This is a genomic window from Pseudomonas sp. HT11 (assembly GCF_044875395.1).
In the GTDB taxonomy this organism is placed as follows: Bacteria; Pseudomonadota; Gammaproteobacteria; order Pseudomonadales; family Pseudomonadaceae; genus Aquipseudomonas.
Map to the genome: position 1 here is coordinate 2,557,915 of NZ_CP173217.1, position 12,703 is coordinate 2,570,617.

Annotated in this window: 13 protein-coding genes; 7 read left to right on the top strand and 6 right to left on the bottom strand. The window is 60.8% G+C overall.

The window, feature by feature from the left end; genetic code table 11:
- Positions 1-11 precede the first annotated feature (11 nt).
- The 3 genes from dnaQ to ABWL43_RS11995 all read left to right on the top strand — a co-directional run bounded on the left by dnaQ (position 12) and on the right by ABWL43_RS11995 (position 3,802).
- On the top strand, positions 12-752 hold the full coding sequence (gene dnaQ, locus ABWL43_RS11985) for a DNA polymerase III subunit epsilon (RefSeq protein WP_242197927.1): 741 nt from the start codon (positions 12-14) through the stop codon (positions 750-752).
- Positions 753-955: 203 nt separating this feature from the next.
- Positions 956-3,211 (top strand): Orn/Lys/Arg decarboxylase N-terminal domain-containing protein, encoded by a 2,256-nt coding sequence (locus ABWL43_RS11990; protein ID WP_145165970.1) that lies wholly within the window; start codon positions 956-958, stop codon positions 3,209-3,211.
- 9 nt (positions 3,212-3,220) lie between these two features.
- Positions 3,221-3,802, top strand: a complete 582-nt coding sequence (locus ABWL43_RS11995) for a GNAT family N-acetyltransferase (RefSeq protein ID WP_119741603.1) — start codon at positions 3,221-3,223, stop codon at positions 3,800-3,802.
- On the opposite strand, the gene ABWL43_RS12000 is transcribed toward ABWL43_RS11995, so the two are convergent.
- Positions 3,799-4,692, bottom strand: a complete 894-nt coding sequence (locus ABWL43_RS12000) for a LysR substrate-binding domain-containing protein (RefSeq protein WP_404487834.1) — start codon at positions 4,690-4,692, stop codon at positions 3,799-3,801. The genes ABWL43_RS11995 and ABWL43_RS12000 overlap by 4 nt on opposite strands.
- Positions 4,693-4,848: 156 nt before the next feature.
- Between ABWL43_RS12000 and gspG the strand changes: the two genes are divergently transcribed.
- Positions 4,849-5,298, top strand: coding sequence for a type II secretion system major pseudopilin GspG (gene gspG, locus ABWL43_RS12005; RefSeq protein ID WP_404487836.1), 450 nt, complete (start codon positions 4,849-4,851; stop codon positions 5,296-5,298).
- A gap of 85 nt (positions 5,299-5,383) precedes the next feature.
- On the top strand, positions 5,384-5,728 hold the full coding sequence (locus ABWL43_RS12010; protein ID WP_404487838.1) for a hypothetical protein: 345 nt from the start codon (positions 5,384-5,386) through the stop codon (positions 5,726-5,728).
- Positions 5,729-5,788: 60 nt separating this feature from the next.
- On the opposite strand, the gene ABWL43_RS12015 is transcribed toward ABWL43_RS12010, so the two are convergent.
- Positions 5,789-6,025 (bottom strand): hypothetical protein, encoded by a 237-nt coding sequence (locus tag ABWL43_RS12015; RefSeq protein ID WP_106578721.1) that lies wholly within the window; start codon positions 6,023-6,025, stop codon positions 5,789-5,791.
- Positions 6,026-6,252: 227 nt separating this feature from the next.
- Here ABWL43_RS12015 and ABWL43_RS12020 point away from each other — a divergent pair, with 227 nt between their 5' ends.
- On the top strand, positions 6,253-6,810 hold the full coding sequence (locus ABWL43_RS12020) for an NADPH-dependent FMN reductase (protein WP_404487841.1): 558 nt from the start codon (positions 6,253-6,255) through the stop codon (positions 6,808-6,810).
- 97 nt (positions 6,811-6,907) lie between these two features.
- On the opposite strand, the gene ABWL43_RS12025 is transcribed toward ABWL43_RS12020, so the two are convergent.
- A complete protein-coding gene (locus ABWL43_RS12025) occupies positions 6,908-7,537 on the bottom strand; it encodes an FMN-dependent NADH-azoreductase (protein WP_404487843.1) in 630 nt (209 codons plus the stop codon).
- A 94-nt stretch (positions 7,538-7,631) separates the two neighbouring features.
- On the opposite strand from ABWL43_RS12025, the gene ABWL43_RS12030 reads away from it, so the two are divergent.
- Positions 7,632-8,486: a LysR substrate-binding domain-containing protein gene (locus tag ABWL43_RS12030; RefSeq protein ID WP_242197924.1), complete on the top strand. Its 855-nt coding sequence runs from the start codon at positions 7,632-7,634 to the stop codon at positions 8,484-8,486.
- Between the two features lie 19 nt (positions 8,487-8,505).
- Here the strand turns inward: ABWL43_RS12030 and poxB are convergent, their stop codons facing one another.
- The 3 genes from poxB to ABWL43_RS12045 form a co-directional block, all read right to left on the bottom strand.
- The gene (gene poxB, locus ABWL43_RS12035) at positions 8,506-10,230 is read right to left on the bottom strand and encodes a ubiquinone-dependent pyruvate dehydrogenase (protein WP_404487845.1); all 1,725 of its coding nucleotides are present in this window, start codon (positions 10,228-10,230) and stop codon (positions 8,506-8,508) included.
- A 245-nt stretch (positions 10,231-10,475) separates the two neighbouring features.
- Positions 10,476-10,970 carry a DUF934 domain-containing protein gene (locus ABWL43_RS12040; protein ID WP_145165977.1) on the bottom strand — a complete coding sequence of 165 codons (495 nt, stop codon included), beginning with the start codon at positions 10,968-10,970 and terminating at the stop codon, positions 10,476-10,478.
- The gene (locus tag ABWL43_RS12045) at positions 10,954-12,612 is read right to left on the bottom strand and encodes a nitrite/sulfite reductase (RefSeq protein WP_017136919.1); all 1,659 of its coding nucleotides are present in this window, start codon (positions 12,610-12,612) and stop codon (positions 10,954-10,956) included. The genes ABWL43_RS12040 and ABWL43_RS12045 overlap by 17 nt, the downstream gene beginning before the upstream one ends.
- Positions 12,613-12,703 lie beyond the last annotated feature (91 nt).

The window sequence follows — 12,703 nt, forward strand, 5'->3', positions numbered from 1 at the left end:
CCCTGATGGCCATCCGATCTGTTGTACTCGATACCGAAACCACCGGCATGCCGGTGACCGATGGTCACCGGATCATCGAAATCGGCTGTGTCGAATTGATGGGTCGCCGTCTTACCGGGCGTCACTTCCACGTCTACCTGCAACCGGACCGTGACAGTGACGAGGGCGCGATCGGCGTCCACGGCATCACCGACGAGTTCCTCAAGGGCAAGCCGCGCTTCGCCGAAGTGGCCGACGAATTTTTCGAATTCATCAACGGCGCCCAGCTGATCATCCACAACGCGGCGTTCGACGTCGGCTTCATCAATAACGAATTTGCCCTGATGGGGCAGACCGAGCGTGCGGATATTTCCCGGCATTGCTCGATCCTCGACACCTTGATGATGGCGCGCGAGCGTCACCCGGGCCAGCGCAACAGCCTGGATGCCTTGTGCAAACGCTACGGCGTCGACAACTCTGGCCGTGAACTCCACGGCGCCTTGCTCGACTCCGAGATTCTGGCCGACGTTTACCTGACCATGACCGGCGGGCAAACCAGCCTGTCCCTGGCCGGTAACGCCTCCGACGGTACCGGCTCGGCAGAGGGCTCGGGTAATCGCCCTTCGGAAATCCGCCGCCTGCCGGCTGATCGCAAGCCGACCACCATCATCCGTGCCAGTGAGCAGGATCTGGCTGAGCACGCGGCGCGGTTGGAAGCGATTGCCAAGTCGGCGGGCGCGCCGGCGTTGTGGTCGCAGCTGACCCAGCAATAGCCTCGGTCGAACACGGTTAAAAAATGTGGGAGCTGGCTTGCCTGCGATAGCGGTAGGCCAGCCAACATATCTGTGACTGATCCACCGCCATCGCAGGCAAGCCAGCTCCCACTGTTGATTTGCAGCGCCTTGGAAATCTTCATTCGCCACATCCGCTCCCAGCTTCTACCCTGAGTACATAGCCCTGGGGACTGCCCGCACTCATGTACAAAGACCTGAAGTTTCCTGTTCTGATTGTGCACCGTGATATCAAGGCCGACACCGTTGCCGGTGACCGGGTTCGAGGCATCGCCCACGAGCTGGAACAAGAAGGCTTCAGTATTTTTTCTGCAGTGGATTACGCCGAGGGCCGCCTGGTGGCTTCTACCCATCACGGGCTGGCGTGTATGTTGATCGCCGCCGAAGGTGCCGGGGAAAATACCCACTTGCTGCAAAACATGGTCGAACTGATCCGCCTGGCGCGGGTGCGGGCGCCCAACCTGCCGATCTTTGCCCTGGGCGAGCAAGTCACTCTGGAAAACGCGCCCGCCGATGCCATGAGTGAGCTCAACCAGTTGCGCGGGATTCTTTATCTGTTTGAAGACACCGTGCCGTTTCTGGCGCGACAAGTGGCTCGCGCGGCGCGCACTTACCTGGATGGCTTGCTGCCGCCTTTCTTCAAGGCCCTGGTGCAACACACCGCTGACTCCAATTACTCCTGGCACACGCCCGGCCATGGCGGCGGCGTGGCGTATCGTAAAAGCCCGGTGGGGCAGGCGTTTCATCAGTTCTTCGGCGAAAATACGCTGCGTTCGGACTTGTCCGTGTCGGTGCCGGAACTCGGCTCGCTGCTCGATCACACCGGGCCCTTGGCCGAAGCCGAAGCCCGCGCCGCGCGTAACTTTGGCGCCGATCATACGTTCTTTGTGATCAATGGCACTTCCACGGCCAACAAGATCGTCTGGCACTCCATGGTCGGCCGTGACGACCTGGTGCTGGTGGACCGCAACTGCCACAAGTCGGTGCTGCACTCGATCATCATGACCGGTGCGATCCCGCTGTACCTGTGCCCGGAACGCAACGAACTGGGGATCATCGGCCCGATTCCCTTGAGCGAGTTCAGCCCCGAGTCGATCCGCGCCAAAATCGCAGCCAGCCCTCTGACGCGTGGCCGGCCACCGAAAGTGAAGATGGCGGTAGTCACCAACTCCACCTATGACGGCCTGTGCTACAACGCCGAGCTGATCAAGCAACAATTGGGCAACAGTGTCGAGGTGTTGCATTTTGACGAAGCCTGGTACGCCTACGCGGCGTTTCACGAGTTCTTTGCCGGGCGTTACGGCATGGGCACTTCACGCACGCCCGACAGCCCTCTGGTGTTTACCACGCACTCAACCCATAAGCTGCTGGCGGCCTTCAGCCAGGCCTCGATGATTCATGTGCAGGACGGCGGCGCGCGGCAGCTGGACCGTGATCGTTTCAACGAAGCATTCATGATGCACATCTCTACCTCGCCGCAGTACAGCATCATCGCGTCGCTGGACGTGGCCTCGGCGATGATGGAAGGCCCCGCCGGGCGCTCACTGCTGCAGGAAATGTTTGATGAGGCGTTGAGTTTTCGGCGCGCCCTGGCCAACCTGCGCCAGCACATCGCCGCCGAGGACTGGTGGTTCTCTATCTGGCAACCGCCCTCGGTGGCGGGTATCGATCGAGTTGTCACCGCGGACTGGCTGTTGCATCCGCAGGACGACTGGCACGGATTTGGCGATGTGGCCGAAGACTATGTGCTGCTTGACCCGATCAAAGTGACCCTGGTGATGCCCGGCCTGAACGCCGGCGGCGCCTTGAGCGACTGCGGGATTCCCGCCGCAGTGGTCAGCAAGTTCCTCTGGGAGCGCGGGTTGGTGGTGGAAAAAACCGGCCTGTATTCCTTCCTTGTGCTGTTTTCCATGGGCATCACCAAAGGCAAATGGAGTACCTTGCTCACCGAACTGCTGGAATTCAAGCGCAATTACGACGCCAATGTCAGCCTGGCCAGTTGCTTGCCCTCGGTGTTTAAACAAGGGCCGGCACGCTATCAGAACCTCGGTTTGCGCGACCTGTGTGACCAGCTGCACGGCTGTTATCGCAGCAATGCCACGGCCAAACACCTCAAGCGCATGTACACGGTGTTGCCGCAAATCGCGATGAAACCGGCTGACGCCTACGACCAGTTGGTCAGGGGCGAAGTGGAGGCGGTGTCGATTGACGCCTTGCCAGGTCGCATCGCAGCCGTGATGCTGGTGCCTTATCCGCCGGGCATTCCGTTGATCATGCCGGGTGAGCGCTTTACCGAGTCGACACGATCGATCATTGACTACCTGGCGTTCGCGAGGACGTTCGATAGCAGTTTTCCCGGTTTTGTCGCCGATGTTCATGGGTTGCAACACGAAGACGACGGCGGTGGTCGTTGTTACACCGTCGATTGCATCAAAGGGTAAAGGATGTTTATGCAAGCTGTAATGAACCCGAAGTACCCGGGGCTCAGCGTACGGGTCGCCGATGAAGGTTTTGATGCCTACGTGTGGGGCAATGATTTCAGTTTTGAGGTCAGTGCCTACGGCGTGCCGGAGATGGGCAAACGCGTCGATCAGTGGGCCGTTGAGCGCATCCTGCCGTACCGCAAGTGTTATGGCATCGACCCGGAAGAGTTCGCCAGTTTTCGCGATGCGCCTGACAGCGCGATCTTCATGGCGTACCTGGATGACCGTGCGGTGGGGCATATCGTGGTCAGCACCAACTGGAACGGCTTTGCCCACGTCGACGAACTGGCGGTGGCCTTGCCTGCGCGCCGTCATGGGGTGGCCAAGGCCTTGCTGGACGTGGCGCAGTTCTGGAGTCGCAAGAAAAACCTGCCGGGCATGATGCTGGAAACCCAGAACAACAACCTCGGCGCCTGTCGTCTGTATGAGCGTTGCGGCTATGTCATGGGCGGGATTGATCAGCTGCGTTATCGCGGCATCGATCCGCAGACCCGTGAAGTGGCGATTTTCTGGTACCGGTTGTTCAAGACCGAGCTCGAACAGGTTTAACTCACCAGCAAGCTATCGGCCTTCTGCGTGACAATGTCCAGCAACGCATTGAGTGCCGGTGACGTATCCGCGTCCTTGAGAGTCAGCGCGTACAGGCTGACCATGATCGGCGGCGAGACCGGGCAAGCATCCAGGCCAGCCTCGCGCGCACCGGACGCGGTGAACGGGTCGACAATCGCCAGGCCTTCGCCGGCTTCCACCATGCTGCGCATCATCTGGTAGGTCTGCACCCGCGTCTGCACCACCGGCAGCGGGCGCAGGGCCTGCAGCTTGGCGTCCAGCAAGCGGCTCAACGGGTCATGCCCTTCAAGCCCGATCAGCGATTGCCCGGCCAGGTCCTGCAAGGCGATGTACTTTTGTTTGGGTTTCAGCCAGCCATGGGGGGCGAGCAATTGCAGCTTGCCCTCGGCCAACACGCTGCTCTGGATTTGCGGGTGTTGCGGGTCATGCAGGCTCAGGCCCACATCGGCTTCGTGCAGCAGCAGGCTTCTGACGATCTCGCGGGTCGGCTGGCTCGACAGGTTGCACGGCGTGTCCTGGAAGCGCCGGCGCAGTACGGCGATGCTTTGCGGCAACAGCTGATTGGCCAGCGGTGGGGTGCACAGCGCGCGCAAGGCCGGAGCGTGATGGAGTTTCAAGCGGCTGGCCAGGCGTTGCACCGGCTCCAGCGCCTCATAGAGGTGACTGATGTGTGCCTGCAGTTCGAGTGTTTCGCGCGTCGCTTGCAAACGCCCGCGCACACTGGCAAACAGCATGAAGCCCAGTTGCTGCTCGGCATCCTTGAGCGTTGCGTCTACATCGCCCACGGGGAGTTGCAACCACTCGGCGGCCGTGCCGAGGTGTCCGGTCTGCAAGATGGCCTGAATCACTTCGATATGACGTAAACGCATCGCCGGAGTCTAGGGTCAGTGGGGCGGGGATTCAATGGCTGGGAAAAAAACAGCGCGGGCCTTGATGCGAGTCGTCTAACGTTCACCTTGCGTGCGCTGCAACGAGCGGGTCATATAAAGAGCGTATCAACCGAGGTTCAACAGGGAGCCCTTCCAATGCCCGGATACACCGCAGTCACAGGCAAACCGCAACCCCAGCGAGGTTTTACACGCTGGGCGGTGCTGGTGGTACTGGTCATCATTGGCTTGCTGGCCCTGGCGGTGGGGCCGCGCTTGTTTGGTGATGTGACGCTGGCAGAGATCGCGACGGCCAAGGCCCAGGTGGCCGAGCTGGGCAAGGCGGTCGAACAGTTTCACCAAGACACGGGTCGCTACCCCACCGATGAGGAAGGTCTGGAGGCGTTGACCACGCCACCTGCGCAGGACGCCAAGTGGAAAGGGCCCTACGTCAGTGACGAGTTGTTGACCGACCCGTGGGGCGTTGCCTATCAGTACCACTACCCGGCGACCCAGCCCAACACGGCATTCGACCTGTTTTCGTTCGGCAAGGACCGCACGCTGGGTGGGGTCGGTGATAACAAGGACATTACCTACGGCGACAACTGATTCATCTGGCATTAGCCATCGACCTGATTAGAATGGCTGCGCTGATCAATAACGACCAATACAACAAAAACAGGTCTGGTCTCGAATGCCTATTCCCTCACGTTTCTTCGGGGTAACGGCCAAGCAACTCCTGGTGCTGGTGACCGTGGGGTGCGTGGCTGCTTATCTCTTCGATAATCACGATGAACACACGCCGGAAAGCCGCGCACTCGAGGCGTTTATCCGTTCCCAGGAACAGGTGGATGCGCAGGTGGGGGCGGTGCTGGAGGTCGTGTTGATCAGGCAGGTGGTGGCCTATCCCGCTAACGGCGCGCCGGGCTACAAGCGTTCGCTGTATACGGTTGAGGGCGAGCGGGGGCGTTTGATGGTCACGCTCAAGCAGGTGGAGGGCGAGCAGGGCGTGGAAGTGACGCAGCTACGCCGGCCGTGATCACCCAGCCCAGTCAATGCCATCAATGGCCAGGACTGAGCAGGTCGATAAGCTGAGATCTTATGACGCGAGGGTCGTTTGCGATTCGCGGACGATAATGGTCCCCGACTGGATCAATTTGAATTCATCGCCTTCCAGTTTCTCTACACGATCGCCAATGGCCAGCTTGTAGGTAGTGGTAGGCGCCGAGCCAGCCAGGTCGCCTTGCACCGGGTTGGATTCCTGGAACTCATGCACTGAATACACGCGTCCTTCCGCGTCTCTGGCATGGAACTGTCCGACAAGTACTGCAGCCATCTGTTTAGAACCTCTGGAGATAAACACTCGATTTGCGGTTCTGTAGACCGTCATGGAGCGGGGTAGTTTACCTATGGAAAAAAAATACTATTCGCTGATGTTTTCAGAGTCTTCCTACGCAAGTCACTGCTCGGCAAACGTCTGCGGAATTATCAAAACCTTCTGGTGAACCTGCCGCGAAGACTTTATAACTGCAAGCTCCTTAGTCAAACGTCGGGAAAACCTCCATGAGCAAGGTCTACACGATTGCCGTCCTGGTTGGCAGCTTGAGAAAAGACTCGATCAACCGCAAGGTCGCCCTGGCCTTGGCCGATCTGGCCCCTGCCACTCTCAAATTGAACATTGTGGAAATTGGCGATTTGCCGCTCTACAACGAAGACCTCGAGGGAGCATCGCCGCCCGCAGCCTACAGTAGTTTCCGTCAGCAAGTACGCTCATCCGACGCGGTGTTGTTTGTGACGCCCGAATACAACCGTTCCGTGCCCGCACCGTTGAAGAATGCCATTGACGTAGGGTCTCGTCCTTACGGGCAAAGTGTCTGGGGCGGCAAGCCGGGGGCGATCATCAGTGTGTCGCCCGGAGCGATTGGCGGCTTTGGCGCCAACCATCACCTGCGCCAGTCGCTGGTGTTCCTTGATGTGCCGTGCATGCAGCAACCGGAAGCGTACCTGGGGGGCGCGGGCAGCGTGTTTGATGACGCAGGAAAACTCTCGGAAAAGACCAGGCCGTTCCTGCAGGCGTTTATCGACGCCTACGGCAAGTGGGTAGAAAAGCAGTCCGCCTGATGCGTCTGCCTGTGTAGGAACCTGCCTGCCGGCGATTGGCCCTCACGCCTGGCGCTGCCAATCACATCGCCTTCGCCGGCAAGCTGGCGCCCCGTGGTCAAGCGAGGCGGTCTGCCAGCGCCAGGGCCTGCTCGGTGGCTGCCTGGCGAGACGCCTGATCCACTTCCGGCCCCAAGATGGTTTTTTCCACGTACAGCGAGTGCACATCGGTCACGCCGATAAACCCCAGCCAGGCCTCCATGTACGGTTTCTGAAAGTCCATCGCCTGTGCGTCAGGCGCTGAGAAATCCATGCCCCGCGCATACACATTCACCGCCGTTTTGTCATGCAGTAACCCGCGCAAGCCATGCTCCGGGCTGAACTCGAACAGCACGCCCTTCTGCGAAACCACGTCGATAAAGTGCTTGAGCTTGTAGGGCAGCGCGAAATTCCACAGCGGCACCGAGAACACCAGCAGGTCGGCCTGATGCAGATGGGTCGCCAGCGATCTCAGCGCGTCCCAGGCTGCCGCCTGTTCCTCGGTCAATGCTGTGCCGCTGAGGCCGGCGTATTTGGCCTCCATGATCGGACCATCGAACTCCGGCAGGTCCAGAGCCCAAAGGTCCAGCGTCACCACGCGGGTGTCCGGGGCGTTGTGCTGATAACGCGCGATGAATTGTCGGGCGATTTCCAGCGACGCAGAGCGCTGTTTGCGCGGCGAGCATTCAATGTGCAGGAGAGTGGTCATGACAGGTCTCAGGAAAGATGACCTGAACATTGCAACATAGCGCTCGATGAAATATAAATCGTATTTCCATCGTCTATTGATCACCTATCAGAATATGTTTGATGCCTTGCTGCTCAAGACCTTCGTCGCGGTCGTGGACGAAGGCGGCTTCAGCCGCGCCGGTGAGCGCCTGCACCTGACGCAATCGGCCGTCAGCGGGCATTTGCGCCGCCTCGAAGAACAGGTCGGCAAGCCACTGCTGACGCGCACCACGCGTTCCCAACAGCTGACGCCGGATGGTCAGCGGTTGATCGCCTACGCGCGCGGCATCCTGGCGCTGCATCGTGACGCCTGGGCAGAACTGACGCGTTCGGCGTTTGAAGGAAGCCTTCGCGTAGGTGTGTCGGAGGAGTTCGCAGAGGCGCGTTTGCTGCGGGAGCTGCAGGACGTTGCCGCGCAGTACCCTGGCCTGCATATCAGCGTGCAGGTGGGGATCCCCGGTTCGTTGCTGAGTTTGATGAAACAAGGCGAGCTGGATGTGGTGGTGGGTTCGTTGTGCGAGTCCAGCGAGCCGGGCCTGGCGTTATGGCGCGAACCGTTGGTGTGGGCCTGGTCGGTGCAACCGCTGGCGGCATTGCCGACGCCGTTGCCACTGGCCTTGTTTCCCGAGCCCTGTCCGTACCGCGAGGCGGCGCTGTCACGGCTTGCCCAAGCTGGAATTGCTCAGCGTACGGCCATGCAGTGCGCCAGCTATGCGGCGTTGCACGCCGCGGCATCGGCCGGTTTTGCCGTGGCCCCGATGGCGCAAAGCCAAGTGGGCCCAGGCTTGGCGGTCCTCGGCGCCGAGCACGGGTTGCCCGCATTGCCCGATGCCGAGTTTCGCCTGTTCAGCGCGCCGGATGCCGACCCGCGCATGGTCGAGGTCGTCACCCAGGTGGTGCTCCGCTATGGCGCTGCCCGGCGCCACTGAAACACCCCGCGACTGAAGCTCAGCGCAACCAGTTGGTGCGCGCCAGTTCGATCACTTCGTCGCCACGCCCGCTCATCACTGCCTTGAGCATGTACAGGCTGAAACCCTTGGCCTGTTCCAGCTTGATGCTCGGCGGCATGACCAGTTCCTGCGTCGCCGTGACCACGTCCACCAGCACCGGGCCGTCATGGGCCAGGGCGCGACGCAGGGCCGGCTCGAGGTCTTCGGATTGCTCCACACGGATGCCCAGGATGCCCATGGCGTTGGACATGGCCGCAAAGTCCGGGTTTTTCAGCTCGGTGCCGGTGTCGAGGTAGCCGGCGGCTTTCATTTCCATGGCGACGAAACCCAGTGATGAGTTATCGAACACGATGACTTTTACCGGCAGTTTCAGTTGCGCCAACGAGATGAAATCGCCCATCAGCATGGCGAAACCGCCGTCGCCGGACATCGAAATCACTTGGCGTCCGGGAAAGGCCGCCTGGGCGCCGATGGCCTGAGGCATCGCATTCGCCATCGAACCGTGATTGAACGAGCCGATCAGGCGGCGCTTGCCGTTCATCTTCAGGTAGCGCGCGGCCCACACGGTGGGCGAGCCGACGTCGGCTGTGAAGATGGCATCGTCGTCCGCCAACTCGCTGAGCAAGCGTGCGACGTACTGTGGGTGGATCGGCCGGTCGGCCTTCGAGGGTTCTGCCAGGTCGTCCAGGCCTTGCCGGGCTTTTTCGTAATGCTTAAGCGAAGTCTCGAGAAAGCTGCGATCGGTTTTGCGCGTCAAGCGTGGCAGCAGCGCGTTGATGGTTTCGCTGACGTCGGCGGCGATGCCCAGGTCCAGCGTCGCCCGACGGCCGAGTGCCTGCGGATTACGGTCGACCTGGATGATTTTTGCGTCGGTCGGGTAGAACTGGCGGTAGGGGAGGTCGGTGCCGAGCATGATCAGCGTGTCGCAGTTGAGCATGGCGTGGTAACCCGAGCTGAACCCGATCAAGCCGGTCATGCCGACGTCAAACGGGTTGTCCCATTCCACATGCTCCTTGCCGCGCAACGCGTGCACCACCGGTGCGCCAAGGGCATCGGCCAGGGCCACGACCTGGTCATGGGCACCGGCGCAACCGCTGCCGCACAGCAAGGTGACTTTCTCGCTGCTCTGCAGGATTTCGCTGAGGCGTTGCAGGTCCTGTTCCGCCGGCAAGGTGCGCGGCGCATGCAGGGCCGGCCAAGGTTTGAGGGTGTTTTCCACCTCAAGCAACGACACGTCGCCTGGAATGACGACCACCGCCACGCCACGGTTAAGAATCGCCGAGCGCATCGCGCGGTGCAGCACTTGGGGCATTTGCGCAGGGTTGGTCACCAACTCGATAAAGTGGCTGCACTCCTTGAACAGCTCCTGGGGATGGGTTTCCTGAAAGTAGTTCAAGCCGATTTCGGAGGAGGGGATTTGCGCAGCAATGGCCAGCACCGGCACGTGGTTGCGATGGCAGTCGAACAGGCCATTGATCAAGTGCAGGTTGCCCGGCCCGCAGCTGCCGGCGCACACCGTCAATTCGCCGGTGGCGGCGGCCTCGGCACCGGCGGCGAACGCGGCCACCTCTTCGTGGCGCACGTGCATCCACTCGATGCTGTCCATGGTGCGCAAGGCGTCGGTCAAGCCATTGAGGCTGTCGCCGGTCAGGCCCCAGATGCGCTTGATGCCCGCCTGTTCAAGGGTGGTCGCCAATTGCTGGGCCAGGTTGATTTTCGCCATGAAAAACTCCAATCGTCAGTGAGGTTAAAAACTGCTGATCAATAGGGGACAGTTCGATCACGGCGGATGTTCATCCTTTAGTGTGAAGATTGCGTCATCGTGCGCCCACAGTGGTGCTTTGGTGTTGCTGACATTGCATGTGCAGTCACGACCGCAACCCCCACAGTCTTCGTGGCTCGCTCATTGCTGTACCGAGCGGACATAAAAAAGCCCTGGCATGCCAGGGCTTTTTCATGGGCTAACGCTTAGCGACGACGAAACAGCGGCAACGGCTCATCCGTGGCTGCCTGGTACGTCACCGAGAAATCCTTGAGGCTTTCCAGCGCTTCGTACGGGTCTTTGTCGGCACGCAAGGCGAAGGCGTCGAACCCGCAACGGTGCAGATAAAACAGCTGGTCGCGCAGCACGTCGCCAATCGCGCGCAGCTCGCCCTTGAAGCCGTAGCGGTCACGCAGCAGGCGCGCGTTGGAGTAGTTGCGCCCGTCGGTGAAGGCCGGGAAGTTCAGGGCGATGACCTGGAAGTGCTCCACGTCGGCGCCGATCTCTTCGGCTTCTTCATCGGCGTCCAGCCACACACCCAGGCCGCCGTCGCGGGCCTTGAGGGCATGGCCGTGCTCGCGCCACAGGGCCAACGGCACGATCAGGTCGTCGCAGTTGGAAATGCCGTCGAAGCTCGCGTCCTTGGGCAGCAGGTGCCAGGTTTCGTCGAGAACTTCGTTGTTCTTAATGATTCGCTGCATAGACGCGCTCCTTGAACAGGTCGATGCCGATGCGCTGGTAGGTGTCGATGAAACGCTCATCTTCGGTGCGCTGTTCGATGTACACATCGATCAGTTTGCCGATCACCTCGGGCATGGCTTCCTGGGCGAAGGACGGGCCGAGGATCTTGCCCAGGCTCGCATCGCGGCTGGCGCTGCCGCCCAGGGACACTTGGTAGAATTCTTCGCCTTTCTTGTCCACGCCCAGGATGCCGATGTGGCCGACGTGGTGGTGACCACAGGCGTTCATGCAACCGGAGATGTTCAGGTCCAGCTCGCCGATGTCGAACAGGTAGTCCAGGTCGTCGAAACGGCGCTGGATCGATTCGGCAATCGGGATCGATTTGGCGTTGGCCAGGGAGCAGAAATCGCCGCCCGGGCAGCAGATGATGTCGGTCAGCAAGCCGATGTTCGGCGTGGCGAAACCGCCTTCGCGCAGCTCGCCCCACAGGGTGAACAGCTGGCTTTGCTCGACGTCCGCGAGAATGATGTTCTGCTCGTGGGAGGTGCGCAGTTGGCCAAAGCTGTAGCGCTCGGCCAGGTCGGCAACGGCGTCCAGCTGCTTGTCGGTGATGTCACCCGGCGCAACGCCGGTGGGTTTGAGCGACAGGGTCACGGCGACGTAGCCCGGCTTTTTATGCGCCAGGGTGTTGCGGGTGCGCCAGCGGGCGAAACCTGGGTGCTGCTGATCGAGTGCAGCCAACTCGGCGTCCTGATTGCTCAGGGCCTTGTACTCAGGATCGACGAAGTGCTTGGCCACGCGGTGTACTTCGGCTTCGGTCAGCGTGGTTTGGCCACCGCGCAGGTGTTCCATTTCAGCGTCGACTTTCTGCGCGAATACCTCAGGGGTCAGCGCCTTGACCAGGATCTTGATCCGGGCCTTGTATTTGTTGTCACGACGGCCGTAGCGGTTGTAGACCCGCAGGATGGCGTCGAGGTAGCTCAACAGGTCTTGCCAGGGCAGGAATTCATTGATGAACGCGCCAACGACCGGCGTACGGCCCAGGCCACCACCGACCAGCACGCGGAAACCCAGCTCGCCGGCCGCGTTGTGCACCGGCTCAAGGCCAATATCGTGCACTTCGATGGCGGCGCGGTCCGAGGTCGAGCCATTGATGGCGATCTTGAACTTGCGCGGCAGGTAGGCGAACTCAGGGTGGAAGGTGGTCCACTGACGCACGATTTCACACCACGGACGCGGGTCGATCAGCTCATCGGCCGCCACACCGGCGAATTGGTCGGTGGTCACGTTGCGCAGGCAGTTACCGCTGGTCTGAATGGCGTGCATCTGCACGGTGGCCAGCTCGGCCAGGATGTCCGGCACGTCCTCCAGCGCCGGCCAGTTGAACTGTACGTTCTGGCGGGTACTGATGTGGGCGTAGCCTTTGTCGAAGTCGCGGGCAATCTTGGCCATCATGCGTGTCTGACGGGAAGTCAGTTGGCCATAAGGCACGGCAACCCGCAGCATCGGCGCAAAGCGCTGAACATAAAGGCCATTTTGCAGGCGCAGAGGGCGGAACTCTTCTTCGCTCAGTTCACCTGCTAGGTAGCGTCGGGTCTGATCACGGAACTGCTTGACGCGGTCCTCAATGATGCGCTGATCGTATTCGTCGTATACGTACATATAGGTCCTGTTCTCGGCAAATCTGCGCGCACGGCCGCGCACTCCCAACGGAGCCGGCGCACGATACCAGTTTGCGTTTATGCGCAAAAGT